General features: G+C 61.9%; 27 protein-coding genes and 1 pseudogene. 3 read left to right on the top strand and 25 right to left on the bottom strand.

All coding sequences use genetic code 11. The features are described 5' to 3' along the window. Positions 1–405: 405 nt before the first annotated feature. The 16 genes and pseudogenes from FHW75_RS15095 to ccmA form a co-directional block, all read right to left on the bottom strand. The gene (locus FHW75_RS15095; RefSeq protein ID WP_183674006.1) at positions 406–921 is read right to left on the bottom strand and encodes a hypothetical protein; all 516 of its coding nucleotides are present in this window, start codon (positions 919–921) and stop codon (positions 406–408) included. Positions 922–957: 36 nt separating this feature from the next. Next, positions 958–1332, bottom strand: a complete 375-nt coding sequence (locus tag FHW75_RS15090; protein ID WP_183674005.1) for a hypothetical protein — start codon at positions 1330–1332, stop codon at positions 958–960. A gap of 738 nt (positions 1333–2070) precedes the next feature. Further along, positions 2071–2265 (bottom strand): annotated as a pseudogene (locus FHW75_RS27185) (FKBP-type peptidyl-prolyl cis-trans isomerase); the annotation flags it as partial. A 112-nt stretch (positions 2266–2377) separates the two neighbouring features. Then, the gene (locus FHW75_RS15080; RefSeq protein WP_019099527.1) at positions 2378–2785 is read right to left on the bottom strand and encodes a GFA family protein; all 408 of its coding nucleotides are present in this window, start codon (positions 2783–2785) and stop codon (positions 2378–2380) included. A gap of 54 nt (positions 2786–2839) precedes the next feature. After that, positions 2840–3628 (bottom strand): PhzF family phenazine biosynthesis protein, encoded by a 789-nt coding sequence (locus FHW75_RS15075; protein WP_025754767.1) that lies wholly within the window; start codon positions 3626–3628, stop codon positions 2840–2842. A 51-nt stretch (positions 3629–3679) separates the two neighbouring features. Beyond that, entirely contained in the window at positions 3680–4618 is a 939-nt protein-coding gene (locus tag FHW75_RS15070) for a 2-hydroxyacid dehydrogenase (RefSeq protein ID WP_027615289.1), read from the bottom strand. A gap of 812 nt (positions 4619–5430) precedes the next feature. After that, the gene (locus FHW75_RS15065; protein ID WP_019096395.1) at positions 5431–5847 is read right to left on the bottom strand and encodes a hypothetical protein; all 417 of its coding nucleotides are present in this window, start codon (positions 5845–5847) and stop codon (positions 5431–5433) included. 12 nt (positions 5848–5859) lie between these two features. After that, positions 5860–7053: a c-type cytochrome biogenesis protein CcmI gene (gene ccmI / locus FHW75_RS15060; RefSeq protein WP_183674001.1), complete on the bottom strand. Its 1194-nt coding sequence runs from the start codon at positions 7051–7053 to the stop codon at positions 5860–5862. Continuing rightward, on the bottom strand, positions 7046–7522 hold the full coding sequence (locus FHW75_RS15055; protein ID WP_025753822.1) for a cytochrome c-type biogenesis protein: 477 nt from the start codon (positions 7520–7522) through the stop codon (positions 7046–7048). Before FHW75_RS15055 ends, ccmI begins: the two co-directional genes overlap by 8 nt. After that, positions 7519–8055: a DsbE family thiol:disulfide interchange protein gene (locus FHW75_RS15050; RefSeq protein WP_025753823.1), complete on the bottom strand. Its 537-nt coding sequence runs from the start codon at positions 8053–8055 to the stop codon at positions 7519–7521. Before FHW75_RS15050 ends, FHW75_RS15055 begins: the two co-directional genes overlap by 4 nt. Beyond that, positions 8052–10025 carry a heme lyase CcmF/NrfE family subunit gene (locus FHW75_RS15045; RefSeq protein ID WP_174244701.1) on the bottom strand — a complete coding sequence of 658 codons (1974 nt, stop codon included), beginning with the start codon at positions 10023–10025 and terminating at the stop codon, positions 8052–8054. Before FHW75_RS15045 ends, FHW75_RS15050 begins: the two co-directional genes overlap by 4 nt. An 11-nt stretch (positions 10026–10036) precedes the next feature. Next, on the bottom strand, positions 10037–10492 hold the full coding sequence (gene ccmE / locus FHW75_RS15040) for a cytochrome c maturation protein CcmE (protein WP_016711758.1): 456 nt from the start codon (positions 10490–10492) through the stop codon (positions 10037–10039). Beyond that, positions 10489–10665, bottom strand: coding sequence for a heme exporter protein CcmD (gene ccmD, locus FHW75_RS15035; RefSeq protein WP_012273475.1), 177 nt, complete (start codon positions 10663–10665; stop codon positions 10489–10491). The genes ccmE and ccmD overlap by 4 nt, the downstream gene beginning before the upstream one ends. Beyond that, positions 10662–11429, bottom strand: a complete 768-nt coding sequence (locus FHW75_RS15030; RefSeq protein WP_025753824.1) for a heme ABC transporter permease — start codon at positions 11427–11429, stop codon at positions 10662–10664. The genes ccmD and FHW75_RS15030 overlap by 4 nt, the downstream gene beginning before the upstream one ends. Positions 11430–11474: 45 nt before the next feature. Then, positions 11475–12152, bottom strand: a complete 678-nt coding sequence (gene ccmB / locus FHW75_RS15025; protein WP_016711760.1) for a heme exporter protein CcmB — start codon at positions 12150–12152, stop codon at positions 11475–11477. Next, positions 12140–12772 carry a cytochrome c biogenesis heme-transporting ATPase CcmA gene (ccmA, locus tag FHW75_RS15020; RefSeq protein ID WP_012273478.1) on the bottom strand — a complete coding sequence of 211 codons (633 nt, stop codon included), beginning with the start codon at positions 12770–12772 and terminating at the stop codon, positions 12140–12142. Before ccmA ends, ccmB begins: the two co-directional genes overlap by 13 nt. 163 nt (positions 12773–12935) lie before the next feature. Here ccmA and FHW75_RS15015 point away from each other — a divergent pair, with 163 nt between their 5' ends. The 3 genes from FHW75_RS15015 to FHW75_RS15005 all read left to right on the top strand — a co-directional run bounded on the left by FHW75_RS15015 (position 12936) and on the right by FHW75_RS15005 (position 17662). Next, a complete protein-coding gene (locus FHW75_RS15015; RefSeq protein ID WP_019096401.1) occupies positions 12936–14492 on the top strand; it encodes a flagellar hook-length control protein FliK in 1557 nt (518 codons plus the stop codon). Continuing rightward, a complete protein-coding gene (locus tag FHW75_RS15010; RefSeq protein ID WP_019096402.1) occupies positions 14489–14827 on the top strand; it encodes an EscU/YscU/HrcU family type III secretion system export apparatus switch protein in 339 nt (112 codons plus the stop codon). Before FHW75_RS15015 ends, FHW75_RS15010 begins: the two co-directional genes overlap by 4 nt. Before the next feature lie 81 nt (positions 14828–14908). Further along, entirely contained in the window at positions 14909–17662 is a 2754-nt protein-coding gene (locus tag FHW75_RS15005) for a dermonecrotic toxin domain-containing protein (RefSeq protein WP_183673999.1), read from the top strand. A gap of 45 nt (positions 17663–17707) precedes the next feature. Here the strand turns inward: FHW75_RS15005 and FHW75_RS15000 are convergent, their stop codons facing one another. From FHW75_RS15000 to FHW75_RS14960, 9 genes are all read right to left on the bottom strand, one after another. Beyond that, positions 17708–18103, bottom strand: coding sequence for a DUF2802 domain-containing protein (locus tag FHW75_RS15000; RefSeq protein WP_019096404.1), 396 nt, complete (start codon positions 18101–18103; stop codon positions 17708–17710). Position 18104: 1 nt separating this feature from the next. Then, positions 18105–18584, bottom strand: a complete 480-nt coding sequence (locus FHW75_RS14995; protein WP_003254393.1) for a chemotaxis protein CheW — start codon at positions 18582–18584, stop codon at positions 18105–18107. A 40-nt stretch (positions 18585–18624) separates the two neighbouring features. Continuing rightward, positions 18625–19518, bottom strand: coding sequence for a CheW domain-containing protein (locus FHW75_RS14990; protein WP_016711767.1), 894 nt, complete (start codon positions 19516–19518; stop codon positions 18625–18627). Beyond that, a complete protein-coding gene (locus FHW75_RS14985; protein WP_016711768.1) occupies positions 19518–20306 on the bottom strand; it encodes a ParA family protein in 789 nt (262 codons plus the stop codon). Before FHW75_RS14985 ends, FHW75_RS14990 begins: the two co-directional genes overlap by 1 nt. Before the next feature lie 77 nt (positions 20307–20383). Then, complete coding sequence (motD, locus tag FHW75_RS14980; RefSeq protein WP_019096405.1) at positions 20384–21241, bottom strand: flagellar motor protein MotD; 858 nt, start codon at positions 21239–21241, stop codon at positions 20384–20386. Positions 21242–21244: 3 nt separating this feature from the next. Further along, complete coding sequence (locus FHW75_RS14975; RefSeq protein WP_016711770.1) at positions 21245–21985, bottom strand: flagellar motor protein; 741 nt, start codon at positions 21983–21985, stop codon at positions 21245–21247. Continuing rightward, positions 21985–23121, bottom strand: a complete 1137-nt coding sequence (locus FHW75_RS14970; RefSeq protein ID WP_025753827.1) for a chemotaxis response regulator protein-glutamate methylesterase — start codon at positions 23119–23121, stop codon at positions 21985–21987. The genes FHW75_RS14975 and FHW75_RS14970 overlap by 1 nt, the downstream gene beginning before the upstream one ends. Positions 23122–23167: 46 nt before the next feature. Beyond that, positions 23168–25393, bottom strand: a complete 2226-nt coding sequence (locus FHW75_RS14965; RefSeq protein WP_027609442.1) for a chemotaxis protein CheA — start codon at positions 25391–25393, stop codon at positions 23168–23170. Positions 25394–25405: 12 nt separating this feature from the next. Then, positions 25406–26194: a protein phosphatase CheZ gene (locus FHW75_RS14960; RefSeq protein ID WP_016711773.1), complete on the bottom strand. Its 789-nt coding sequence runs from the start codon at positions 26192–26194 to the stop codon at positions 25406–25408. Positions 26195–26199 lie beyond the last annotated feature (5 nt).

Here is a 26199-nt window from a genome sequence, read left to right as displayed (position 1 = left end):
GAACGTTCAGGCCGTGGGTTGGGTTGGTAATGCCACGCGACGCCATGAAAGCGAGCAGGCGGGCACTAGCAGTTTCATTCAGTGAAATCCGCATGTTTCTGGTTCCAAGAAAGGGAATTGCGTAAGAGTTGAAAGTGGCGAGGCCGCGTGGCACTAGGGCTACAGCCTGATATTGCGACAAAGATGCACCTACCTCGTGCCGACTCTTTTACCGTTGAATCGAAAGGGGCGACTACTTCGCCCGATCCGTGTCTTCAGTTGGCACAGAGTTGATGAAGCACTTCACCATCCAGCTCACGAACTTGCGAACTGGCATCTTGTGCTTGCGTGCCTGGGTACAAAGAACTTCAAACTCGGCTGGGGTGAACGTTAGTCGCATGCCCTCGCCATGTACGTACTCGTCGTTCATGCTGCCTTACCTTCTACTGTGGCCACTTCCTGTGCGGCGTAGGCTTTAAGCAGGTCAGCCAAGGCGGCTGCTTCCTGATCTTGTTTAAGTGCTGCCGCTGCTTTGGCTGCTGCTTCTACTGCCGCTGCATCTTGTGCACGCTTCACTTGATCTACGCTGAACTTCACCTGACGCTTGGTTTCGGCCAGATTCAATTCAAAGCGAGACTGGTCATATTCTTTGTGAGCAGACTTTGCAACTTCAGCAAGTTCGGCTTTGATGGTCTTCTCTGGCTTGCGTAGCACAGCAAAAACATCCAGCGGTGGGTTGAATGCCAGCTTCACCAGCGTATACCCCTTCGCCATCTCTTCGAAAAGTTCCATGACGGCAGGCTCTAATGGCTTACTGCGTTGCCAGTGGACATGAGCCGCTTTGTCTTTGTAGTGCAGAGTTTCGGTGCCTCTATTGTAGGTATCTTGTTTGGCTACAATCAGCTTCTGCAAGTCTTGATCGGAATGGGGGATAAAATTCAACGACATTAACGCCGTATTGGTATTCTGTTATCATGATTATTTCCTTTGATTGGGAACCGGTTTGAATCCGGCTTTGAACTTTGCTGCTTTGTTTGCGGGTTGTTTATTGGTTGCAGCTGTAACGCTCAGGGAAGGCTTCTGAGTGGCCTTGCGAGTTGCCGCTATATATTGGGTCGCCTTAGTTGCTTTCGCCTCCTTAACGCGGCTCCGGTGGGCTTCTAGGTGGGCCAGAGAAACTACCGTCCCGGCAGGAAGGATGTGATCAGCCAACGCTGACAGGTAAGTAAGCTCTTCCCTTGTTGCTTCGACGTAATCCACAGCAATTGATTGCGTTGTTGGAAGCTCTAGGAAATAACTCAAGATTGCCCCGCTCCCCTTCAAAACTTCTAGGTATATGTTGTCGCTGGACATCAAGCTGCATCCTTGGCTTGTTCTTCTTGCTCTTGAACCAAGTAAAGCCGCTCAAGCTCTTCTTGTGTGGCTCGGTTGTTCTGGCGCCAAGTACGTGACTGGCAAGTTGACCCGCAAAAGCGAGTTAGCGGACTTCTGGAATAGTGGGTTCTTCCACAGGCTTCACAGGTGTTACGGCGTAGCGGTCTTTGCATATGATGTTACCTTTAATGAATTAAGAGTTTTCAGCGAGCAAAATAAACCCGTCACTCGGTGATGAGCTTCGGGCTAATTGCGTCTTGAGCTGTAGTATTGTGTACTTGCGTGAACAAGTATTGTGCCGCCCCTTGCGGGCAAGCTAACAAGTAAGTGGCCAGTTTCGCTGCTCCCACTGGCCGTGGGTATAACCTTGATGCTAATGACCCTATGTAATTAGCAAGCCAGTACAACTATCCTCGATTTTCAAATTCTCGGTCATATGCCCCGGACTGAGAAAACGGGGTAACCCAGTAGGACCATTCCAAGTCTAACTGTGTATTGGCATTTAAGATGGGAACAGGCGGGAATACTTCGATGGGAAGTTGGCTGCTTTACCAAACTCATGGCGCCCATTATACCAGATTTCTGTATTTGTCAATAGCTCAGGCATGCATTTGAGAAAATAAAGTTTTCAGCACTTTCAGGGGTAAGTCAGTGTTTTCGGGAACAGCGGCCTTTACCCGGCCTCGGCAGTGGCACCGCTCACAAGACCCACATACGAAGAACGTGCTCCCAGCCTTTGATCACCCGGCCGGTGCCGATCACGCACTGGAACGGCTTGCCGCGTGACCAGGACGAATCGAACTCGCTGCCGTCGGCCAGCCAGCCGGTGTACTGGGTGGTGATCAGGGCGCCTTTGACGGCGGCTTTGCCATCACCCTCCACCAGGTCGATGATCTGCAATTCTTGGCTCATGGGCACGCTCCAACGCGGGAAAACAAAGCCGCCCTTTTCTCAGGAATGCACCGGTTTTGCAAGTTTGCACGGTGTTTCATGCCGCCGATTCGAACCGGGACGCGATGAGCAATCAGCTGTTCTGCTCGAACACCTCTTGGCCAGTCAATTCCTTGGTCTGGTTGGCGAAGCAGTACCAGGCGGGTTTTTCTTCCACGAAAATCTGCAGGTTGAAATCCCACGCCTGGTCACAGTCGAGCAGGCCGACCGGCACGGCATGGAAGTCGTTGGCCTTGAGCCGGTAATACAGGTGCGTGCCGCACTGGCCGCAAAACGCGCGCTGAGCCCAGTCAGACGACTCATACACCGAGGGCGCACGCCCTTCGATCACCGGGGGCCGGCTGCATTCCACAACCAGCAGCGGGCCGCCAGTCCATTTGCGGCACATGCTGCAATGGCAGGCACTGACATGGGTGTTGTCTACAGTAACCTTGAGCGTGGTGGCGCCACACAGGCAAGTGCCTTGTTTTTCCAGGGCCATGGCTGGCTCCTTGAACAGGGAAAGAGCCAGCCAGTATAGATGCCTGAACGGGCCTCAGAAGTAGACGGTACCGCGCAGGTACAACGCTGCCCGCCCGCTGATGATTACCCGGCCATTGCCCGGCACTTCGCACTGCAGCTGCCCTTTGCGCGCCCCGCCCTGCTCGCAGCTGAGTACCCGCTTGCCCAGGCGCTCCGCCCACACCGGTGCCAGCGAGGTGTGGGCCGAACCGGTTACCGGGTCTTCATTCACGCCAACCCGCGGGCCGAACCAGCGGGTGACAAAATCAAAACCACGCCCTGCCGCCGTCACGGCAATACCACGCACGTCGAACGTGTTCAACGCAACGAAGTCCGGCTTCAGGGTGTCGAGGATCAACGCATCATCGATCACCACCACATAGTCGTCGCTTTGGTACAACGCCTGAGCCTGGTTCAAACCCAACGCTTGCAGCAACCCTGCCGGGATATCCACTGCAACCGGCCGCTTGGCCGGGAAATCCATCGCCAGCAGCCCGTCAGCGCCACGGCTGACGCGCAACTCGCCGCTGCGGGTGTTGAAACGCAGCACCTGGGCCTGCTCGCCCAGTTGCTCGAACAGCACATAGGCCGAGGCAAGCGTGGCATGGCCGCACAGATCAACTTCTACAGTCGGGGTGAACCAGCGCAGGTCGTAGGTTTCACCATTGCGCACGAAATAGGCGGTTTCCGACAGGTTGTTCTCTTCGGCGATGCGCTGCAGCACATCGTCCGGCAGCCAGCTTTGCAGCGGAATCACGGCGGCCGGGTTGCCACCGAACGGTTTGGCGGAAAAGGCATCGACCTGGAAGATGTCGAGTTGCATGCACACACTCCTTGTTGCCCGGGTGTTGCCAGGCAGATGGCTGATATAGGTTTACGGGCGAACCGGGGTCAAGACGGGCTCACCTGCAAAGAACGCCTGCAGGTTACGCAGTACCAGGGTTACCGTGTCGCGTGCGGCCTCCGGCGACTGGCCGGCCACGTGGGGCGTGAGCACGGTGTTGCCAAGCGTCTTGAGGGCGTCGGGCACGGCCGGTTCGTCATCGAACACGTCCAGCGCGGCACCTGCCAGCTGGCCTTGCTGCAATGCAGTTACCAGTGCATCGGTGTCAACTACACTGGCGCGGGCAATGTTCACCAGATAGCCCTCGACCCCTAGCGCTTCCAACACGTTGGCATCGACCAGATGCCGGGTGTTGGCGCCACCGGGGGTGGCCACGACCAGAATGTCGACGGCAGCGGCCAGGTGCAGCGGGCTGTCGTGCCAGGTGTAAGGCACTTCTTCACGCGGCGTGCGGCTGTGGTAGCTGACGGGCATGTCGAAGCCCAGGTTGGCACGCTTGGCAATCGCCTGCCCGACTGCGCCGAGGCCAAGAATGCCCAGGCGCTTGCCACTCACCGAGGGGCTGATGACGCGGTTCCATTCGCCGCGACGGGTGCTGGCATCGGCGCGAGGAATGTCGCGCAGCAGTGCCAGCACCAGAGCCAGAGTGTGGTCGGCGACTGCGTTGGCATTGGCACCGGCACCATTGGTGACGGTGATCCCTCTGGCAGCCGCGGCGGCCAGGTCGACTTGCTCGTAGCCGGCGCCGATCACACAGATGATCTGCAGGTTGGGCAAGGCATCGATTTCGGCGGCAGTCAGGCCCAGCGGACCGCGAGTGAGTACGGCATCGATTTCACTGGCGTGTTGCTGAATGGCATGGGAGCGCAGTTGCGGCGAGGGGGCGCGAATCAGGCAGTAACCGGCCTGCTCTAGTAAGGACAGGTAATTGTCGACGGTTTCCACCAGTACCAGGACTGTTTTGCGCATGCCACCTCCGGTCAATTCGATAGGTCATTATGCGGAGTTAGCAACCAGTACAGTCAATAGAAATATCAAGTCAAAACTGCACTGTACCGCCCACACCGTTCCCGCTCTTGATCTTGATCTTGATCTTGATCTTCGCGACTTCAGGAGGCCGAACGCAGGCCTTGCGGAGGGAGGTGACGGGCATGGATGCCCGTCAAGCGCTGGGCCCCAGGATGGGGCCTGCAGCGCGGTCCTCCCGGGAGCAAGGCCGGAGTGAGGGAACCCCGGAGCGAAGCGTAGGGGCCGGATGATGGGAGCGCAGCGTTTTTTGGTTACTTTTTGTCGCGTTTGACAAAAAGTGACTCGCCGTAAGGGCGAAAAGGTGAATCAGCGTCGCCATCGCAAATGGACTGTTCACTGATTCAAAACAGACGAATCTTGCTTCTTGCTTCTTGCTTCTTGCTTCTTGGATGTGGGCATTCACATCGAGTAGACATTCATTCCCGAGGGTGGCGCACACTCACCTTTCCGCCCTTACGGCGGGTCACTTTTTGTCAAACGCGACAAAAAGTAACCAAAAAACGCTGGCTCCTATCATACGGCCCCTACGCTGCGCTCCGGGGTTCCCTCGCTACGGGCTTGCTCCCGGGAGCACGCGCTGCAGGCCCCATCCATGGGGCCTCAGCGCTTGACGGGCATCCATGCCCGTCACCTCCCTCCGCAATCCCTACGCTCGGCCTGCTGAAGTCGCAATCGGCGGCGCCTGATCTATCGCGCGCTTAGAAGCAAAAGCCACGGCAACGGCAACGGCAACGGCAACTTCGAGGTTGGTGTTACTGGGCGAATGCGCGACCTAACCCGCCTGGAACACCACTGCTATCCGTTTCTTGCCAAGGACCATTCGGGCTCAGCGACCAGCTCCAGCCGTTGTTGAACCGGTAATAAGTACGCTGCCGGTAGAAGGTATTGGGCTGTTTCTCCAATACATAAACACCCAGCTTCGGGTCCCAATGGCTGGCCCCGCCAGGCGGTGGCGCAAAGCTGGCCGAGGTACGCGGCATCGGTTTGGGAATCGCCGCCGGCTTGCTCGGTTGGGTCGATGGCTGCCCGCCCGGCAACGGCTTGACCACCGGTCCCTGTGGCGGCACGCGTTCAATCGGGGGTTCAGGCTGCTCATACGGCTGATGCACCGTACACGCAGACAAACCCAGGGCCAGGGTAATCAGGGTCAGGCGGACGGTGCTGTGCATGGCATTGCTCTCTTACTGGTCGGGGCTGTCGATGGTCAGGCGCTGGGTAGCCTGGGTGGCGCTGGGCAGTGGGGCACCCTGGCCAATCCATTCGCCGTGAGTAGGCTGGCCAGCGCGCGATACACGTGCAACCAGTTGGACTTCGGCAAATTGCGACAGTTTCATCTGCGGCATCATCGCGTCAGCATCAGACAACTCCACCTCGATCGGCAACTGCGCCACCGTCACCCGCTTGGCCGCCAGCGGCATGGGCGGGCCATTGCTGGCGCGGGCAAAGATGAACACGGTGTCGTCCGGCTTGACCTTGTCCTTCAGCGACGCCGCCAGCTCCACCCGCACTTTCAGGCGAGCCGCCGCAGGTGCGGGTGAAGCTTCTGCCACAGCCCCCCCCAGGCGCTCGACAGCGCGGTCGATACCGCCCTGCAGGGCGTCACGCGATGCGTCACCTTCCGGCAGCTGCGCCAGCAGGCGCTTCCAGTAGTCGATGGCTTCCTGGTAACGCTCACCTTCGAAGGCAGCAATGCCGCGCAGGCCCAGGCTGGTCACTTCGTTGGGGTCGGCTTTCAAGGCTTCGTCAGTCAGCGCCTGCAACTGCGGGCTCCACTGTTTGTCAGCAGCAAAATACAGGGCCTGAGCCCATTGTCCCAGCAGCTCGGGCTGGCGGCCGGCCAGGGCCACGGCCCGCTCGAAGGTGCGCGCCGCATAAGCCGGGCGTTGCTCGGCCATGTAGGCGCGGCCCAGGAAGTACATGGCCTCGGCCGAATCCGGCTGGGCCTGCACCACGCGCTCCAGACGCGTGGTCATTTCTTCCATCGACTTGGGCGCCTCGGCGAATTCCTGGGTCAGGGCCACCTTGTCGGCCGCACCAAAATGCAGGTACAGCCCAAGCGCCATCAGCGGTACCAGCACAGCCGCCAGCAGCGGCAGGGCCTTGCCCAAGTGGCCCTGGCGCGGTGCCTCGGCGCCTTCGGTATCGGCCAGCAATTCGCGCGCAGCCTCGTCACGGCCCTTGGTCATCTGCACCTCATCAAGCACGCCAGCCGCCTGCTGGGCGGCCAGTTCGGCAACACGCTCCTGGTACAGGGCCACGTTCAGGGCGGTGCGGTCTTCTTCCTGCTGACGACGACGGCCACGCAGGATAGGGATCAGCAAAAAGCTGAGGGCAGCGAGCAGCAGCAGGCCCGCGCTAAGCCAGAATTCAATCATGGGTCTGTTCTTTTTCCAGCAGTTTGGCGAGACGCTCGCGTTCTTCGGCAGACAATTCATTGCCGCTCTGCACAGCCGTACTGCGGCGCCGGCGCACGATCACCGCCAACACCACGAAACCGCCGGCCAGCAAAATCCCCGGGCCGAACCACAGCAGCCAGGTGCGCCCGCTGAGCGCCGGCTTATAGCGCACGAAGTCGCCATAGCGGTCGACCATGAAGTCGACGATCTGCTGGTTGCTCTTACCCTCGCCGAGCATGCGGAAGATTTCCCGGCGCAGGTCGGCGGCAATCGGCGCATTGGAATCGGCGATGTCCTGGTTCTGGCACTTGGGGCAGCGCAGCTCCTTGGTCAGTTGCTGGTAGCGCTCGCGCTCGGCCTCGTCGCGGAACTGGTAGGTGTCGATGGCCGCCTTGGCCACGCCGGCCAGGCTCATGCCCAGCACGACAGCCGCCAGCCAACGCCTCATGGTTTGGCCTCATCGACCAGGCCCTGGTAAAGCGGGGCCAGCTGTTCGCGCCACACCGTGGCATCGACAATGCCCACGTGTTTGTAGCGAATGATGCCTTTGGCGTCGATCAGGAAGGTTTCCGGCGCGCCGTACACGCCCAGGTCCACGCCCAGGCTGCCCTGCTCGTCGCGGATATCCAGCTGATAAGGGTTGTGGAACTCAGCCAGCCATTTTTGCGCGGCGGCATTGTCGTCCTTGTAGTTGACCCCGTGAATCACCACGCCCTGCTGTGCCAGCTGGTTAAGGTAGGGGTGCTCGACCTTGCACGACGGGCACCAGGTGGCCCACACGTTGACCAGCGCCGGGCGGCCCTGCAAGTCGGCCTGGGTCAGGGTACGGTCGCCCTGGGTCGAGGCCAGCGAAAACGCCGGGAACGGTTTGCCGATCATTGCCGAGGGCAGCTCGTCGGGCTTGAGGAACAGCCCTTTGTAGAGGAACACCGCCACCAGCAGGAACACTGCCAGGGGGACTACCATGATCCAACGCTTCATGCAGCTGCTCCAGACACGCCCAGGGCATCACGCACCCGGGTCTTGACCTTGACGCGGTAACGCCGGTCGAGGGCCGCCAGCAACCCACCCAGGCCAGTCAGCAGACCGCCCAGCCAGATCCAGCGAACGTAAGGTTTGATATGTACGCGCACGGCCCACGCGCCGTTCTCCAGCGGCTCGCCCAGGGCGACGTACAGGTCGCGGGTAAAGCCTGCATCGATGCCGGCTTCGGTCATCATCGACTGCTGCACGGTGTACAGCCGCTTCTCCGGGTGCAGGGTGGTGATTTCACGGCCATCACGGCTGACCACCACGGTGCCCTTGTCAGAGATGAAGTTCGGCCCTTCGAAGTGCTTGGCGCCCTGGAACAGGAAGTGGTAACCGCCCAGCTCCACGCTTTCGCCCGGGGCCATGCGCAGGTCGCGTTCGGCGCTGTTGTTACTCGACAGCACCACGCCCAACGCACACACCGCCAGGCCCAGGTGGGCCAGCTGCATGCCCCAGTAGCTGCGGCCCAGGCCGGGCAGGCCCTTGAGCAGGCCTTTGTGGCGGGTCTTGTCGAGAATGTCGCGCAGCCCGCCGAGCACTACCCAGGCGGCCAGGGCAAAGGCGGTCAGGGTCGGCCAGTCGAAGTCGTCGACGATAAAGCCGGCCACAGGGGCCAGGATGGCGCTGCCGATCAGCACCGGGGTCATCATGCTGGCCAGCCATTTGCCGGGGGTGTCCTTCCAGCGCACCACCACGCCCACGCTCAGCACCACCATCAACAGCGCCATCAGCGGCAGGAACAAGGCATCGAAGTACGGCGGGCCGACCGAGAGCTTGGCCCCGGTGAGGGCATCGAGCACAAGCGGGTACAAGGTGCCCAGCAGAATCATCGACGCGGCCACCACCAGCACCAGGTTGTTGGCCAGCAGCAGCGTTTCGCGCGACCACAGGGCGAAGCCGACCTGGCTCTTGACCACCGGGGCACGCAGGGCGAACAGGGTGAGCGAACCACCGACCACGAACAGCAGGAAGATCAGGATGAAAATGCCCCGCGACGGGTCGGCGGCAAAGGCGTGCACCGAAGTCAGCACACCGGAACGCACCAGGAAGGTCCCCAGCAGGCTCAGCGAGAACGCGGCAATGGCCAGCAGCACGGTCCAGCTCTTGAACACCCCGCGTTTTTCGGTCACTGCCAGCGAGTGGATCAGCGCGGTGCCTACCAGCCAGGGCATGAACGAGGCGTTTTCCACCGGGTCCCAGAACCACCAGCCACCCCAGCCCAGCTCATAGTAGGCCCACCACGAGCCCAGGGTGATGCCCACGCCAAGGAAGGCCCAGGCAACGATGGTCCACGGCCGCGACCAGCGCGCCCAGGCAGCGTCCAGGCGTCCGCCGAGCAAGGCAGCGATGGCGAAGGCGAAGGCCACCGAGAAGCCCACGTAACCCATGTACAGCATCGGCGGGTGAACGATCAGGCCAAAGTCCTGCAGCAGCGGGTTGAGGTCACGGCCATCGGTGGGCACTTGCGGCAGCAGGCGCTGGAACGGGTTGGAGGTGATGATAAGGAAGCTCAGGAAGCCCACGCTGATCATGCCCATCACCGCCAGCACGCGGGCCAGCATTACCTGCGGCAACTGGCGCGAGAACACCGACACGGCAAAGGTCCAGCCGCCGAGAATCAGCGCCCACAGCAACAACGAACCTTCGTGGGCGCCCCATACAGCGCTGAACTTGTAGTACCAGGGCAAGGCGCTGTTGGAGTTGCTGGCTACGTAGGCAACCGAGAAATTGTCGGTCATGAAGGCATGGGTCAAACACGCGAAGGCAAACGCCAGGAAGGCGAACTGCCCCCACGCCGCCGGCCGCGCCAGGCTCATCCACAGGCTGTCGCCACGCCAGGCGCCGAGCAGCGGCACACTGGCCTGTACGGCGGCAAAGCAGATGGCCAGGATCATCGCCAGCTGGCCCAGTTCGGGGATTATCAGCGCCGCGTTCATGGCTTGGCCTCCCCGCCCGTGGCGGCCTGGCCGCTTTCCTTGAGGGCCTTGGTGACCTCGGGCGGCATGTACTTCTCATCGTGCTTGGCCAGCACTTCGTCGGCCACCACCACACCGTCGGCGTTGACCTTGCCCAGGGCGACAATGCCCTGCCCTTCGCGGAACAGGTCGGGCAGGATGCCACGGTAGGTGATCGGTACCGACTTGTTGAAGTCGGTGACCACGAAGCGCACATCCAGCGAGTCGGACGAACGCTGCACCGAGCCTTTCTCGACCATGCCGCCTGCGCGGATGCGGGTGTCCAGCGGTGCTTCGCCATTGGCGATCTGGGTGGGTGTGTAGAACAGGTTGATGTTCTGCTGCAGTGCGCTCAAGGCAAAGCCGACGGCAACCCCGACGCCGACCAGCAGGCCGACGATGAGCAACAGGCGTTTCTTGCGCTGCGGATTCACTGGTTGTTCTCCCGGCGCAAACGGCGCGCCTCTTCTTGCAGGTAGCGACGGCGGGCCAGCAGCGGCGCAGCAACGTTCAGCGCCAGCACGGCCAGGCAGATGCCATAGGCCGACCACACGTACAGGCCATGGTGGCCCATGGCGAGAAAGTCACCAAAGGTGGCAAAGCTCATTGTGCGGCCCTCCGCCCCAGGCTGTTCAACACTTCGTCCTTGACCCAACTGGCGCGCGCCTCGCGCTTTAGCACTTCAAGGCGCATGCGCAACAGCAGCACGGCACCGAAGAAGCAGTAGAAACCCAGCGCCGTGCACAGCAACGGCAGCCACATTTCGGCGGGCATCGCCGGTTTTTCGGTAAGGGTGAAGGTGGCGCCTTGGTGCAGGGTGTTCCACCACTCCACCGAATACTTGATGATCGGGATGTTAACCACGCCGACAATCGCCAGCACCGCGCAGGCCTTGGCCGCACTGTCACGATTACTGATCGCCTGGCCCAACGCAATAATGCCGAAGTACAGGAACAGCAGGATAAGCATGGACGTAAGGCGGGCATCCCACACCCACCAGCTGCCCCAGGTCGGCTTGCCCCAGATGGCGCCAGTGACCAGCGCCACGGCAGTCATCCAGGCGCCGATCGGCGCGGCGCATTGCAAGGCGACATCGGCGATTTTCATTTTCCACACCAGCCCCACCACCCCGGCCACCGCCAGCAGCACGTAGCAGGACTGGGCCAGCATTGCCGCCGGCACATGGATGTAGATGATGCGGAAGCTGTTGCCCTGCTGGTAGTCCTGTGGGGCGAAGGCCAGGCCCCAGGTGATGCCGAGCAGCAGCAGGAGCACGGCAGCACCGGCCAGCCATGGCAGCATGCGGCCGCTGATGGCATAGAACCATTTGGGGGAGCCCAGCTTGTGGAACCACGTCCAGCTTATTTTCATCAGGTACATCCAGGGTATTGGCCGGGCTTGAAAGCCCGGGACTCGTTATTCGCCAACGCTGATCTTCAGGCCGGCCGCTATCGCAAAGGGTGCCAGGGTCACGGCCAGGGCCGTGAGGCTGGCAAGCCAGAGCAGGTGGCCGGTTGCCGGCATATTTTGCAACGCCGCTTGCAACGCACCACTGCCCAGGATCAATACAGGGATATACAACGGCAGAATCAGCAACGCCAGTAACAAACCACCGCGCTTGAGGCCAACCGTCAGCGCCGCGCCCACCGCACCCAGCAGGCTCAGTACCGGCGTACCCAGCAGCAGCGAGCCAAGCAGCACCGGCAGGCAATGGCTCGGCAGCCCCAGCATCAGCGCCAGCAGCGGCGCCAACAATACCAGCGCCAGCCCGGAAAAGATCCAGTGCGCCAGCACCTTGGCCAGCACCAGCAGCGCCAGTGGGTGCGGCGACAACACCCATTGCTCCAGCGAGCCGTCCTCGAAATCACTGCGGAACAGGCCGTCCAGCGACAACAGCACCGCCAGCAATGCCGCCACCCAGACCAGCCCAGGCGACAAGGTTTGCAACAATTGGCTTTCCGGGCCGACCGCCAACGGGAACAACGCCACGACGATGGCGAAGAACACCAGCGGGTTGGCCAGCTCGGCCGGACGGCGGAACAGCAGGCGCGCTTCGCGGCGCAACAACAAGACGAATACGCTCATGCCGCCCATTGCCCCAGGTTCAGCTCACGGTAACCGGAGGGTTTGCGTTCCAGCGTGTGGTGGGTGGTCAGCACCACCGTACCGCCCTGTTCGCAATGGGCCGCCAGGTGTGCTTCCAGCTGTGCCACGCCTTGCTTGTCCAGGGCCGTGAACGGCTCGTCAAGAATCCATAACGGCGGGCAGGCCAGGTGCAACCGGGCCAAGGCCACGCGCCGCTGCTGGCCGGCTGACAGGGTATGGCAGGGTACGTCTTCGAAACCCCGCAGGCCGACGGCCTCCAACGCTGCCCAGATCGCCTCGCGGCTGGCCGGCTGGTGCAAGGCGCACAGCCAGGTGAGATTCTCTTCAGCGGTGAGCAGGTCCTTGATGCCGGCAGCGTGGCCGATCCACAACAGGATGCTGGCCAAGGCATGGCGCTGCTCGGCCAATGGCTTACCGCCCAGCAGGATCTGCCCGGCCGTCGGCTGCATCAGCCCGGCCAGCAGACGCAGCAAGCTGGTCTTGCCGCTACCGTTGGGGCCGCTGATCTGCAGCATGTCGCCGGCACCCAGCTCGAAATCGAGCTGCTCGAACAGCAGGCGCCAGTCGCGCTCGCAGGCCAGGCCTGCGGCTTGGAGGTGAAGGGTCACGGTTTCGCCTTATCTTTGTAGGGCTTCAGTGCGGCGTCGCCTGAAGCCCTGTGTCTCAAGTCGCCCCCAGCGCTGCCGTTATAATGGCAACCACGGGCGCTCGGCATTATTACATGCGCCGCCGCGCTGCCAAGAGGCCGGGTTCGACAGGTTGTATACAATCATGACTGAAATCAATAGTCTCGCTGCACAAACCGCAGTCAATACCCAAGCCATGAAGGCGGGCATGACCGGCGAACTGCTGCGCCTGACGCAACCGCAGCCTGGCTTGATGGCCCCTGGCGAGACCGCACAGGCAGAAGTGGTTGCGATGCGGCAGGTGGGCAGCGACTTTCAGCTGGTGCTTCGGCTGATGCAGGCCAACGGCCTTCAGACCCAACTGCAAGCCAGCACCAGCCAGCCCCTGCCCCAAGGCAGCCAGGTCACCGTCAGCCAGACCGAAAGCAATCATCTGGCGATCATGCTGCAGCAGGCCAGCGCCAGCCAGCTCGCCACCCTCACCCGCCTGGACACCAGCAAGGTCCCCGTCGGCACCCTGCTGCAAGGCAAGGTCATGACCAACCAGCTACTGCCCCAGGCCGCTGGCCAGCCTGCGGCCTACCGGGCACTGATCAGCCTGCTCAACAGCGCCCAGGCCGGCGCCACGCTGACCGTGGACAGCCCCCGCCCACTGGCTATCGGCAGCCTGCTCAGTGCGCTGGTGCAGGGTGACCAGTCACTGCGTTTCGTGCCACTTAGCGGCAGGCAGGACCAACTCAACATCGCCCAGCAGTTGCTAACCCAGCAGAACCGCCAAGCGTCGTTGCCTGGCCTGCTCAACGCCCTGCAACAGATGACCCGGGACCCTGGCATCGATGGCGACCTGCGCGCCAGCGCCGAACGCCTGTTGGTCAGCCTGCCAGATGCCCGCCAGCTGGGCGATGCGAAAGCGGTTGCCCAGGCCTTGAACAACAGTGGCGCTTTCCTTGAAGCGAAACTGCTGGGTGGCTTTCCTGCCAGCGTCGCCACCGATCTGAAGGCGCATTTGCTGCGGCTGGTCGCCCAGGCCTCGATCTCACCGGCCGGCGCTGCCAACCTTGCGCCGGCCAGCCTGGCCGTGACCATGCCGGCGCTGGCCCGCAGTGCACTGGGCATGCTCGAACGGGTCAGCCCCAGGCCGCAGCCGGGCGCGTTCCCGCTGCCTTCGCGCCTGCTCAAGGCCCTGGAAGACGAAGGCGACGTGCAACAACTGCTGCGCCTTGCCGCTGCGGCAATTTCCCGCCTGCAAAGCCATGCAATGAGCAGCCTGCAACAGACCGGAACGCTGGAAAACGGCAACCTGCAGACCACCTGGCAAACCGAAGTGCCGATCCGCCACGGCCAGGAATTTATCCCGTTGCAGGTCAAACTGCAGCGCGAAGAAACCCCGCAGCAGCAAGCCGACCGCCAGCATGAAGCACAAGACCCGCTGCAAGCCCTGTGGCGCATCGAGCTGGCCTTCGACCTGTCTCCACTCGGCCCACTACAGGTACAGGCGCAACTGAGCCAAGGCCGCCTGAGCGGGCAGCTGTGGGCAGAGCGTGAGCAAACTGCCAGGCTGATCGACACCCAGCTCGGCGCCCTGCGCGAGCGCCTGCTGGCACGTGGCCTGGACGTCGGCGACCTGGAGTGCCACCCTGGCACACCGCCACAAGGCCCGCGCACGCGGGTAGAACAACGTTGGGTGGATGAAAACGCATGAGCCAGAAGCACACACGCCAGGCCATTGCCCTGAGCTACGACGGCCAGCAGGCCCCCACCCTCAGTGCCAAGGGCGACGATGCGCTGGCCGAAGCCATCCTGGCCCTGGCCCGTGAACACGAGGTGCCAATCTACGAGAATGCCGAGCTGGTGCGCCTGCTGGCGCGCCTGGAGCTGGGCGAGCAGATCCCGGAGGCTTTGTACCTGACCATCGCCGAAATCATCGCGTTCGCCTGGCAACTGCGCGGTAAAGTCCCGTACGGCTTCGATGATTCACCGACAGACGAACGTGACGTGACAGAGGTGCTTGCGCGCCTGACTGGCCCGCCAGGCTGAGCCTCAGGGCCAGCACTATTTACCACTCCCCTGCCGAGCAGTCGGTCAATGCTGTGGTTTTCCCACCCCACGGAGACCCACATGCCCACCACGCACATCAATGCTGCTGGCGTGCAATTCGTACGCAACCACCTCGCCACCCTTCCCCGACCCGACCGCGAGGCCAAGCGGGCAATTGCTGCCTGGCTTGCCACCCAAGGGGTACACCAGGACCCAGACCTGATCGATGTCGTCACGCTGCATGTTCACCCTGAAGGCATCGCCAGTTACCAGGCCAAAGTCGTACAGCGCGTCAGCCTCACCCAAGCAGTGCTGATGAACTGGCAAGGCCAATCCAGCAACGACTTCTTCGGCGGGCTGTTCAGGCAACCCTGGGCCGGCACGTTGCCGGGCGATGGCCCGATCACGCTGGTCGACCACTTTCCCCCACAGCCCATTTACGACAACGGCGCCTGGTACGAGGTGTTCAATGGCCTGTTCAGGCGTACCACACCCGCCCGCTACGATCACTCCACGCTGCTCGACATCCGAGCCGAAACCTTGCAACACCATATCGAGGCAATAGACTTCCACACAGAATACAGGGCTTCACTCGACACCTACTGGCACGAACACCTGTCAACCTATCGACAGTGCTGCAAGCTCAACTTCATCGCGGCCTGCAACAAACAGATCGCGCAAGGCAGGCTGAGCGACGCCGCACGCAAGCTGGCCTGGCGGGCAGCCGAGCTGATCCCGCGCGGCGAAGGTTTACGCCTGAGCACGCTGAGCATCTACGGCTATACCGCCACCGACCTGCTGTACATCAACGACACCAAGACCGACCTGACCCTGCTCTACGCGCCGGGCAACAGTTCGCCACTGCTGGAGTTCGCCAGCGAAAACCTGCTGAAAGACTGGGTTGGCAAAACGTGCAAGGACGCCGCCGGGCGCCAGGCACTCAAGCAACACTTCCGCTTGGCCGACGGCCCACAGGGAATAGACTTCAGTGGCCTGGATACAGCACTGGAAGGCTTGGGCGTTTACCCGCGCAGCCATCGCCTGCCACCGGAGCATGGCTTTTTCAACGACGACGGTACATGGCCGCCACGCAAGTACGTCAACTATCGCCCAGGCAAGTACAACCCACGTATTACCGGCGATCTGTTCCAGGCCATGGCCGAGCGTCAGCGCCAACGCTGTTACGACGATGCCGATTTCCTCATTACCAGCAATGCGCAAATAACAAAATCCAGATGGGCCAGCTACCTGAACAGCACCCTCACCCTTGTGGCGCCGCTAACATTCGTGGTGCCGGGCCTGGCCCCGCTGCTTGCGCTGGGCGGTATAGCGCAACTTGCGCTTGGCCTTGACCAGGCCATCAACGGGAAAACCCTGAGCGAAAAACAGCAAGGGCTGGGCGATATCGCTTATGGCCTTTTGAATGCAACCCCCTTGGCCGCTGAGGCCATGATCAAAAGCACTGCGCTGTTTCGCTATCAGGAAGACGGCTTCGTTCTCCCGCGCAAAATCAATGATCAATGGGGATACCCCCTGAGTCCCGTAAGTCCGCCCCATTTGCCGGAGGTGGAAGTAGCCCCCTATTTTCACCGCCCGGCGCGCATAGCGCCCCTGGCGGACGCTGATGCCGTCGTGGCCAACTCGGTAAGGCGCTTTCCTCGGTACAACGGCGATGTGGACCAACTGATCGGCTACTACGAAGCAGTGCCCGACTATGCAGAAGTGCTCGACCTGGTCTACGACATGGAAGCCGATCTGTTCATCACCGAGGAAGGTGCCAATGAGGTAGAACCGGTTTACTACGAAGCCGAGCCCGGAACCGGTAACTTGCGCATCGTCAACCCTGAAGGGCGCCACGTAACAGACCAGATGCGCATGTCGTCCCTGCGAGCGCTGGGTATCGATGTGCAGCTTCCCGTACATTTACCAGTGTCCGTCCCGCCAGGTGCTCACCCGATCCCCAAGCTGATTTCATCGCTTTGGGTCGGCAATAAAACGCTCAGCGACGAGCTGCTTGGCACACTGGCTGCCAACGCACTAAAACTACGCGACAGTGCGTATCGATATCGGCTATTCCTGTCAAAAGCAAACCCCGAGGTCTTTGCGCAAAACCTGCGCATGCTAGAGGCAAGAGTTCCCGGTATGCAGGTATTAACACTGGAAGACCAGCCTTTCTTCACCGCTTTCGAACAAAGCCAGTACTTTGCCCAGTACCAAGCAGCAATCGATGGCAATGGCGGTGTAGCCACCAACTTCTCCTCAGCATCGGATGTATTGCGCTACCCGATGCTGCATGCTGAAGGCGGGTTGTATATGGATGTCGATGACCAACTGCTGGGTGCGGCTGCGAGTGCCGCTCATCACACTGCGGCTATCGATACCGTAGAATTGGTCGCCACCGATGACGGGCTGCTGTTACACCCACCCATGCAAAACGAGAAGCTGGGCATGAACACGCAGTTCAACACCAGCATGATCGGCAGCCACGCCGGCAACCCGACACTGCTGGCCATTTCCGAAGAAATGCATGCCCGCTATCTGGCCAATGCGGATTTCTACCAGGTACGTCCCACGCTGGCAGATGACCCTGCTGGCTTCTATCGCTACGCCAACCGGCTCAGCGAGCTGACCGGCCCGGGAATGTTCAATGCCGTGGTAGACCGGGTGCTGCCAGACCTCTACTGCCTGCGGCAGGTTCACAACCTGTACATGATGCCGCGCATCAACAGCTTCCTCTACGTTGACTTGGACGCTTTCAAGACGCTACAGCACCAGCGCCTGCCACTGTCCCGCGTGGCCAGAGTGGGTGGCATGCATTCCTGGGCAACTACCTGAAGCAGCACCTGAAAGAAAGGCGACATCATGGTCGCCTTTGTGCTTTCACCCGCTGCGGTGCAGTTTGCTCATCAGCTCCGCCTCGGCCTGGGTCAGGCCGCAGCTCTCGGTCAACTCCGCCACGCTTGCCCCCATGCCCACCAGCTTGGCGGCCTGAGAGAAGGTGACGTTGTTGGGGTCACGCTGTTCCAGCTGCTGAATCTTGTCGGGCAGTGGCGCCATCGCCACGCTCAGCTCGTGCAACGCCTCGCCCATGCGCACGGTACCGTTCTGGTAGTCGTCCAGGCGTTTGGCCAGGTCCTTGATGCGCTGGTCACGCAGCGCATCGCCTTCGGCCTGCTGCGAAGCCAGCTCGCGCTGGCGCTTGCTGTAGTTAAGGAAGAACCACAGGCTCAGCGCCCACAACAGCGCCAGGAAGATGACAGCACCCTGTAGGATCAACTCAGATATTCTCCAGCTCGGACCACTCTTCCTCGGTCATCATCTTGTCCAGCTCGACCAGAATCAGCAATTCGCCATTCTTGTTGCAGACGCCCTGAATGAACTTGGCCGACTCTTCGTTACCCACGTTTGGCGCGGTCTCGATTTCGGACTGGCGCAGGTACACCACCTCCGCCACGCTGTCGACCAGAATGCCGACCACTTGCTTGTCGGCCTCGATGATGACGATGCGGGTATTGTCAGTGACTTCGGTCGGCATCAGGCCAAAACGCTGGCGGGTGTCGATCACCGTCACCACGTTGCCGCGCAGGTTGATGATGCCCAGCACGTAGCTTGGCGCACCCGGCACCGGGGCGATCTCGGTGTAGCGCAACACTTCCTGTACCTGCATCACGTTGATGCCGTAGGACTCGTTGTCCAGACGGAAGGTAACCCACTGCAGGATCGGATCTTCGGAACCTTGTGCAGACGACTTTTTCATTCCCCTAGCCCTCAAAATCCGCCATTGGCGGTGTGTTCGGTCATTTTTGTTTAGCGTGCATCTGCTTGACCGCGCCGCTGGCGATCAGCTCGGCCAACGCGGCGACATCAAGCAGTGCACACATGTGTTCGATTACGGTGCCGGCCAGCCACGGGCGCTGGCCGCGCTGGCTGCGCCATTTGATTTCGGACGGGTCCAAACGCAACGAGCGGCTAACCTGGTGCACGGCCAACCCCCATTCGTAGCCCTGCACGGAAATCACGTAATTCAGGCCTTGGCGAAAATCATCGCGATAACGGTCGGGCATCACCCAACGCGCAGTGTCCAGCACCTTCAGGTTACCCGCCTGGCAGGTCAGGATGCCGAGAAACCAGTCGGGCTGGCCGAACAGCGGCGTCAACTCCTGGCCGGCCAGGTTGTAGATCGAGCCCAGGCACACCAACGGCACCGCCAGGGTCAGGCCAGCCACGTCGAACAGCAGGCATTCGAACGGCTCGGCGGCCCACACCGGACGGCCGTCGACGCTGGCTGGCGGCACCGGCAGGTCCGGTGCCGGCAAGTGCACATCCACCAGCGGAACCGCCAGCTCCACGGTCTGCTCTTCAACCAGTACCGGAATACTGGCCTCGGCGACTACCGCTTGTTCGACCACCGTCACCACAGGCGCTTCCACCGGCATGACGGCAGGCAGCACCGCCAGCTTTGGCTCGGCAAAAGGCCGCGGCGGGAAGCTTGCGGCAGTTTCGGCCGGCGCCGGCACGGTCGGTTGCCGGGCATCACGCGCCTGTTCCTCACGCACCGCTTCGGCGAAATCGTCCGTTACAACCGGCGGCTCGAACAGGCCTTCGGCCTCGGTAGCCTCCTGAAGCAGGCCATCGAGGTACGACTGCAAGGCCAACTGCGGGCGGGTGCCGGTTTTCTGTATCTGGGTCATCAGGCCACCTGCGCCGCAGTCTTGTAGGTCAACAGGTGTTTGAGCAGCGCCCGGTAGGCAACCAGCCCACGGCTCTTGCTGTCGAACTGCGAGGGCGTGACACCCTTGCGGCTGGCGTCACGCAGGCGCGTATCCACCGGGATGTAGCCTTGCCACACCTGCTGGCCGTAACTGTCACGCAACTGCTTGAGCGTGCCCAGCGAGGCCTGGGTACGGCGGTCGAACAGGGTTGGCACGATCTGATACGGCAGCGCCTGCTTGCGCGAGCGGTTGACCATGGCCAAGGTGCCGACCATGCGTTCCAGGCCCTTGACCGCGAGAAACTCGGTTTGCACCGGGATCACCAGCTGCTGGCTGGCGGCCAGGGCATTGACCATCAGCACGCCGAGCAAGGGTGGGCTGTCGATCAGGGCAAAGTCGAAATCCTGCCATAGCTGCGCCAGACTCTTGGCGATTACCAGACCCAGGCCGTTCTGCCCCGGCGACTGGCGCTCCAGCACGGCCAGCGCGGTGCTCGACGGCAACAGCGAGATGCGCTCGTCACTGGTGGGCAGCAGCAATTGCCCAGGCAAGCCCTCGGGTACCGCACCCTTGTGCAGGAACAGGTCGTAGCAGCTGTGCTCCAGAGCATCGGGGTTGTGCCCGAAATAGCTGGTCATCGAACCGTGCGGGTCGAGGTCGACGACGACCACGCGCTTGCCGGCCTCTGCCAGCAGGCCGGCCAGGGCGATGGTCGTGGTGGTCTTGCCGACGCCACCTTTTTGATTGGCTACTGCCCAGACTCTCATCGTGCGTTGCTTCCTCCCGGTATGGCCGCCTGCCCTGCCGGGAACGGTGTGAAATTCAGTGACGGAGAATTGACGAGTTACTGCCCCGCCACCGTTGCTGGCGTTGCAGGTGCACTTTGTGTGCCAGCGCGCCGTAGTGCAGCATCCGGCGTGGCATTGGCACTGCCCGAGCCAGTCAGGCTACGGCGCACTTCAAGGTTGCGCGATATCACCAGCACCACACGGCGGTTGCGCGCGCGGCCGTCGGCGGTGTCGTTGCTGGCCACCGGCTGGTACTCGCCATAGCCCACCGACGCCATGCGCGCCGGATTCACCCCTTCCATCGCCAGCAGGCGCACGATGCTCGCCGCCCGTGCCGACGACAGCTCCCAGTTGGTCGGGTACTGCGCGGTGCGGATTGGCAGGTTGTCGGTAAAGCCCTCGACGTGCACCGGGTTGGCGAACGGCTTGAGAATGTTGGCCACCTTTTCGATGATGGCAAACGCCTTGTCACTGGGCATGGCATCGCCGCTGCCGAACAGCAGCGACGAGTTCAGCTCGATCTCGATCCACAGCTCGTTGCCGCGCACGGTCATCTGATTGCTGTTGATCAGGTCGCCAAAGGCATCCCGTACATCCTCGCTGATGGTTTTCAGCGGGTCGACGTTGGTTGCCGCCAGGCCCGCCTCGGTCTGCTCGCTGTCCTTCACCAGCGGCTCTGCCGGGCGCACGCTCAACGGCTGCTCATCGCCGATGGGGATCGGCTTCATGCTGCGCTCAGGGTCATTGAAGACCCCGAGCAAAGCCTGGGAAATGACCTTGTACTTGCCCTCGTTGATCGAGGAAATCGAGTACATCACCACGAAAAAGGCGAACAGCAAGGTGATGAAGTCGGCATACGACACCAGCCAGCGTTCGTGGTTTTCGTGTTCCTCGGTATGACGGCGGCGACGCATGAGTTACTCCATGAAGCCTTGCAGCTTCAGCTCGATCGAGCGCGGGTTCTCACCCTCGGCAATCGACAGCAGACCTTCGAGCAGCATTTCGCGGTAGCGCGACTGGCGCATGACAATGGCCTTGAGCTTGTTGGCGACCGGCAGCAAGATCAGGTTGGCACTGGCCACACCGTAGATCGTGGCGACAAAGGCCACGGCAATACCATTGCCCAACTGCGACGGGTCGGCCAGGTTGCCCATGACGTGGATCAGGCCCATTACCGCACCAATGATGCCGATGGTCGGCGCATAGCCGCCCATGCTTTCGAACACCTTGGCGGCCTGGATATCACGGCTTTCCTGGGTCAAAAAGTCGACTTCAAGGATGCTGCGGATGGCTTCCGGCTCGGCGCCGTCCACCAGCAGTTGCAGGCCCTTGCGCGCATACGGGTCGGGCTCGCTGTCGGCCACCCCTTCCAGGCCCAGCAGGCCTTCCTTGCGTGCGGTCAGGCTCCAGTTCACCACGCGGTCAATGCCACCCGCCAGGTCGACCCGTGGCGGGAACAGGATCCAGCGCAAAATCTGCAAGGCACGCTTGAACGATGAAAGCGGCGACTGCAACAAAGCGGCCGCCAGGGTACCACCCAGCACAATCAGCCCCGCCGGGCCATTGATCAGGGCACCGACATGGCCGCCTTCGAGGAAGTTGCCACCGACGATGGCGACAAAGGCGAGGATCAGGCCGATCAGGCTGAGGACGTCCATCAGACGCAGGCCTCCACCAAGTGTTTGCCGATTTCGTCCAGGCTGTACACCGCGTCGGCCAGGTTGGCCTTGACGATGGCCATGGGCATGCCATAGATCACGCAGCTGGCTTCATCCTGGGCCCACACCGTGCTGCCGCCCTGCTTGAGCAGGCGTGCACCTTCACGGCCATCGGCGCCCATGCCGGTGAGCACCACCGACAGCACTTTGTCGCCATACGACTTGGCCGCCGAACCGAAGGTGATGTCCACGCATGGCTTGTAGTTCAAGCGCTCGTCACCAGGCAGGATCTTCACCGTACCACGGCCATCGATCATCATCTGCTTGCCACCCGGGGCCAGCAGGGCCAGGCCCGGACGCAGCATGTCGCCGTCCTCGGCCTCCTTGACGCTGATGCGGCACAGTTTGTCGAGGCGTTCGGCAAAGGCCTTGGTGAACGCCGCCGGCATGTGCTGGATCAGCACGATCGGCGCCGGGAAATTGGCCGGCAACTGGGTCAGCACCCGCTGCAGGGCCACCGGGCCACCCGTGGAGGTGCCGATGGCGACCAGTTTGTATGGCTTGCGCTTGGGGGCAGGCGAATGCGATGCCGCCGGGCCAGGGGCCGGGGCCGCCGCTCGGGCAGGCGCCGCAGCGCGGGCTGGCGTCGGGCTGGCAAAGCTGCTTGTCGGCACAGGGCTGCTGGCCGGCGTAGGCACAGCGACCGGCGCGGTGCGGGCATAGCTGCCCAGGCGACGGTTGCTGCGCGAGATGGTGTGCACCTTCTCGCACAGCATCTGCTTGACCTTTTCGGGGTTACGCGAGATGTCTTCGAAGTTTTTCGGCAGGTAATCCACCGCCCCGGCATCCAGGGCATCGAGGGTGACGCGGGCGCCTTCGTGGGTCAGCGAGGAGAACATCAACACTGGCGTCGGGCAGCGCTGCATGATGTGCCGCACTGCGGTAATGCCATCCATCATGGGCATTTCGTAGTCCATGGTGATGACATCGGGCTTGAGCGCCAGCGCCTGGTCGATTGCTTCCTTGCCGTTGGTCGCGGTACCCACTACCTGGATCGTCGGATCCGCCGAGAGGATTTCCGAGACGCGGCGGCGGAAGAAACCGGAATCATCCACCACCAGGACCTTGACTGCCATAAACACTCCATTAGGCGGCGCAGCCCGCCAGGGTGCGCCACCGAAATCAAATACGCCGCGCGGCGTAACGCTTGAGCATGCTCGGGACGTCGAGAATCAACGCAATGCGCCCGTCACCGGTGATGGTGGCCCCGGACATGCCCGGGGTGCCCTGCAGCATCTTGCCCAGCGGCTTGATGACCACTTCTTCCTGGCCAACCAGTTGATCGACGACAAACCCGATGCGCTGGGTGCCGACCGACAGGATCACCACATGGCCCTCGTGCTGCTCTTCGTGCACCTGGCCCTGGACCAGCCAGCGCTTGAGGTAGAACAGCGGCAGCGCCTTGTCACGCACAATCACCACTTCCTGGCCGTCGACCACATTGGTGCGCGACAGGTCGAGGTGGAAGATCTCGTTGACGTTGACCAGCGGGAAGGCGAACGCCTGGTTGCCCAGCATCACCATCAGGGTGGGCATGATCGCCAGGGTCAGTGGTACCTTGATGACGATCTTCGAGCCCTGGCCCTTGGCCGAGTAGATGTTGATCGAACCGTTGAGCTGGGAGATCTTGGTCTTCACCACGTCCATGCCCACGCCACGCCCGGACACGTCGGAAATCTCGGTCTTGGTCGAGAACCCTGGCGCGAAGATCAGGTTGTAGCAGTCCGACTCGCTCAAGCGCTCGGCGGCATCCTTGTCCATCAGGCCCTTTTCCACGGCCTTGGCACGCAGGATGTTAGGGTCCATGCCCTTGCCGTCGTCAGAAATCGACAGCAGGATGTGGTCGCCTTCCTGCTCGGCAGACAGCACCACGCGGCCCGTACGCGCCTTGCCAGACGCTTCACGCTCATCAGGCATCTCGACACCATGGTCGACAGCGTTGCGCACCAGGTGCACCAACGGGTCGGCCAGGGCCTCAACCAGGTTCTTGTCCAGGTCGGTCTCTTCGCCGACCAGCTCCAGGTTGATCTCTTTTTTCAGCTGGCGGGCCAGGTCGCGCACCAGCCGCGGGAAGCGGCCGAACACTTTCTTGATCGGCTGCATGCGGGTTTTCATCACCGCCGTCTGCAGGTCGGCAGTGACCACATCGAGGTTGGACACGGCCTTTGACATGGCCTCGTCGCCGCTGTTCAGGCCCAGGCGCACCAGGCGGTTACGCACCAGCACCAGTTCGCCGACCATGTTCATGATCTCGTCCAGGCGCGCAGTGTCCACACGCACGGTGGTTTCCGCTTCGCTGACAGCATGCTTGTCGGCGGCCGGGGCCGGCGCACGGGGTGCCGCTGCTGGCTTGCTGGCCGGCGCTGCAGCGGCAGGCTTGGCAACCGGCTGGCTGTCGGCCTTGGCTGCGGCAGGTGCTTGCACCTTGGCTGCAGCAGGCGCTTCGACTGCGGCAACTTCACCGCCGAACTTGCCCTTGCCATGCAGCTGGTCCAGCAACGCCTCGAACTCATGTTCGCTGATTTCGTCGCTGGTCGCTGCGGGGTTGCCCTCCACGGCGGGCGCCTTGGCGGCTGGCAATGCATCAGCCTGGAAGGTGCCCTTGCCATGCAACTGGTCGAGCAGCGATTCAAACTCGGCGTCGGTGATTTCATCACTGAGCGGTTCGGCAGACGCGGCTACCGGCGCGGCTGCCACCTCGGTGCTGAACTGGCCTTTGCCGTGCAACTGATCAAGCAGCGACTCGAACTCGGCATCGGTGATTTCGTCACCCTCGCCGCTGATGGTCTCGCCCTGCATCTGCTCGTCGGCCGCCGCTTGCGCCTTGACCGCATCGAGCGAGTCGAGCAACTGTTCAAACTCGCTGTCGGTGATGTCCTGGTCCTCGACCGGGGCTGCGGCGGGCGCCTCGGCAACCGGCTCGGGCACAGCAGCAGACGGCGCAGCCACTTCGGTGCCACCGGGCTCGGCCAGGCGTGACAACGCCGCCAGCAGCTCGGGGGTGGCCGGGGTCACTTCGGCGCGCTCGCGCACCTGGCCAAACATGCTGTTGACCGTATCCAGTGCCTCGAGCACCACGTCCATCAGTTCCGCATCGACCCGGCGCTCACCCTTGCGCAGGACGTCGAACACGTTCTCGGCAATATGGCAGCACTCCACCAGCTCGTTCAGCTGAAGGAAGCCGGCGCCCCCTTTAACAGTGTGGAAACCGCGAAAGATCGCATTGAGCAGGTCGGCATCGTCGGGCCGGCTTTCCAGCTCGACCAGTTGCTCGGACAGTTGCTCAAGAATTTCGCCGGCTTCTACCAGGAAATCCTGGAGGATTTCTTCATCGGCGCCGAAGCTCATCAAACGTGCTCCTTAAAAACCCAGGCTGGACAGCAGATCATCGACATCGTCCTGACCGGACACGACGTCTTCACGCTTATCGGCATGAATCTGCGGACCTTCACCCCGAGTCGGATGTTTTTCTGCATCTTTTTCTGCGCGCAGTTGATCGTGGTCATGTTTTATGCCGGCAAACCGGTCGACCTGGCTGGCCATCAACACCAGCTTGAGCAAGTTGCTTTCGACTTCGGTCACCAATGTGGTGACGCGTTTGATCACCTGACCGGTCAGGTCCTGATAGTCCTGAGCCAGCAGAATGTCATTGAGGTGGCCGGCGACCTTGCGGTTACCTTCGGCGCTGTGCGTCAGGAAACTGTCGACGCGCTTGACCAGATCACGGAATTCCGGCGCAGCCACTTCGCGGCGCATGAAGCGCTGCCAGTCGGTGCTCAGGGCCTTGGCCTCGCTGGCCAGGTCGTTGAGCACCGGGGTGCTTTCCTCGACCAGGTCCATGGTGCGGTTGGCCGCGCCCTCGGTCAGCTTGACCACGTACGACAGGCGCTCGGTGGCGTCGGTAATCTGCGACACCTCCTCGGCTTGCGGCATGGTCGGGTCGATCTGGAAGCTGACGATGGCGCTGTGCAGCTCGCGGGTCAGCTTGCCGACTTCCTGGTACAGGCCACGATCGCGGGTCTGGTTCAGCTCGTGAATCAGCTGCACCGCCTCGCCGAAGCGGCCGCGCTCCAGGCTTTCGACCAACTCCTGGGCATGTTTCTTCAGGGTCGATTCGAACTCGCCCAAAGAGGTTTGTGATGAATCCATGGCGC

It is taken from the genome of Pseudomonas sp. OG7, assembly GCF_014192825.1.
In the GTDB taxonomy this organism is placed as follows: Bacteria; Pseudomonadota; Gammaproteobacteria; order Pseudomonadales; family Pseudomonadaceae; genus Aquipseudomonas; species Aquipseudomonas monteilii.
The sequence above is the reverse complement of the archived record's forward strand: the minus strand, read 5'-3'. Positions and strand labels throughout refer to the sequence as shown.

What these genes read in the sequence shown, in the direction of transcription:
- FHW75_RS15090 (WP_183674005.1), bottom strand. Translation starts at nt 1,332, where the DNA reads ATGTCCAGCGACAACATATACCTAGAAGTTTTGAAGGGGAGCGGGGCA.
- FHW75_RS15080 (WP_019099527.1), bottom strand. Translation starts at nt 2,785, where the DNA reads ATGGCCCTGGAAAAACAAGGCACTTGCCTGTGTGGCGCCACCACGCTC.
- FHW75_RS15075 (WP_025754767.1), bottom strand. Translation starts at nt 3,628, where the DNA reads ATGCAACTCGACATCTTCCAGGTCGATGCCTTTTCCGCCAAACCGTTC.
- FHW75_RS15070 (WP_027615289.1), bottom strand. Translation starts at nt 4,618, where the DNA reads ATGCGCAAAACAGTCCTGGTACTGGTGGAAACCGTCGACAATTACCTG.
- FHW75_RS15065 (WP_019096395.1), bottom strand. Translation starts at nt 5,847, where the DNA reads ATGCACAGCACCGTCCGCCTGACCCTGATTACCCTGGCCCTGGGTTTG.
- ccmI (WP_183674001.1), bottom strand. Translation starts at nt 7,053, where the DNA reads ATGATTGAATTCTGGCTTAGCGCGGGCCTGCTGCTGCTCGCTGCCCTC.
- FHW75_RS15055 (WP_025753822.1), bottom strand. Translation starts at nt 7,522, where the DNA reads ATGAGGCGTTGGCTGGCGGCTGTCGTGCTGGGCATGAGCCTGGCCGGC.
- FHW75_RS15050 (WP_025753823.1), bottom strand. Translation starts at nt 8,055, where the DNA reads ATGAAGCGTTGGATCATGGTAGTCCCCCTGGCAGTGTTCCTGCTGGTG.
- ccmD (WP_012273475.1), bottom strand. Translation starts at nt 10,665, where the DNA reads ATGAGCTTTGCCACCTTTGGTGACTTTCTCGCCATGGGCCACCATGGC.
- FHW75_RS15030 (WP_025753824.1), bottom strand. Translation starts at nt 11,429, where the DNA reads ATGAAAATAAGCTGGACGTGGTTCCACAAGCTGGGCTCCCCCAAATGG.
- ccmB (WP_016711760.1), bottom strand. Translation starts at nt 12,152, where the DNA reads ATGGGCGGCATGAGCGTATTCGTCTTGTTGTTGCGCCGCGAAGCGCGC.
- FHW75_RS15015 (WP_019096401.1), top strand. Translation starts at nt 12,936, where the DNA reads ATGACTGAAATCAATAGTCTCGCTGCACAAACCGCAGTCAATACCCAA.
- FHW75_RS15010 (WP_019096402.1), top strand. Translation starts at nt 14,489, where the DNA reads ATGAGCCAGAAGCACACACGCCAGGCCATTGCCCTGAGCTACGACGGC.
- FHW75_RS15005 (WP_183673999.1), top strand. Translation starts at nt 14,909, where the DNA reads ATGCCCACCACGCACATCAATGCTGCTGGCGTGCAATTCGTACGCAAC.
- FHW75_RS14995 (WP_003254393.1), bottom strand. Translation starts at nt 18,584, where the DNA reads ATGAAAAAGTCGTCTGCACAAGGTTCCGAAGATCCGATCCTGCAGTGG.
- FHW75_RS14990 (WP_016711767.1), bottom strand. Translation starts at nt 19,518, where the DNA reads ATGACCCAGATACAGAAAACCGGCACCCGCCCGCAGTTGGCCTTGCAG.
- FHW75_RS14985 (WP_016711768.1), bottom strand. Translation starts at nt 20,306, where the DNA reads ATGAGAGTCTGGGCAGTAGCCAATCAAAAAGGTGGCGTCGGCAAGACC.
- motD (WP_019096405.1), bottom strand. Translation starts at nt 21,241, where the DNA reads ATGCGTCGCCGCCGTCATACCGAGGAACACGAAAACCACGAACGCTGG.
- FHW75_RS14975 (WP_016711770.1), bottom strand. Translation starts at nt 21,985, where the DNA reads ATGGACGTCCTCAGCCTGATCGGCCTGATCCTCGCCTTTGTCGCCATC.
- FHW75_RS14970 (WP_025753827.1), bottom strand. Translation starts at nt 23,121, where the DNA reads ATGGCAGTCAAGGTCCTGGTGGTGGATGATTCCGGTTTCTTCCGCCGC.
- FHW75_RS14965 (WP_027609442.1), bottom strand. Translation starts at nt 25,393, where the DNA reads ATGAGCTTCGGCGCCGATGAAGAAATCCTCCAGGATTTCCTGGTAGAA.
- FHW75_RS14960 (WP_016711773.1), bottom strand. Translation starts at nt 26,194, where the DNA reads ATGGATTCATCACAAACCTCTTTGGGCGAGTTCGAATCGACCCTGAAG.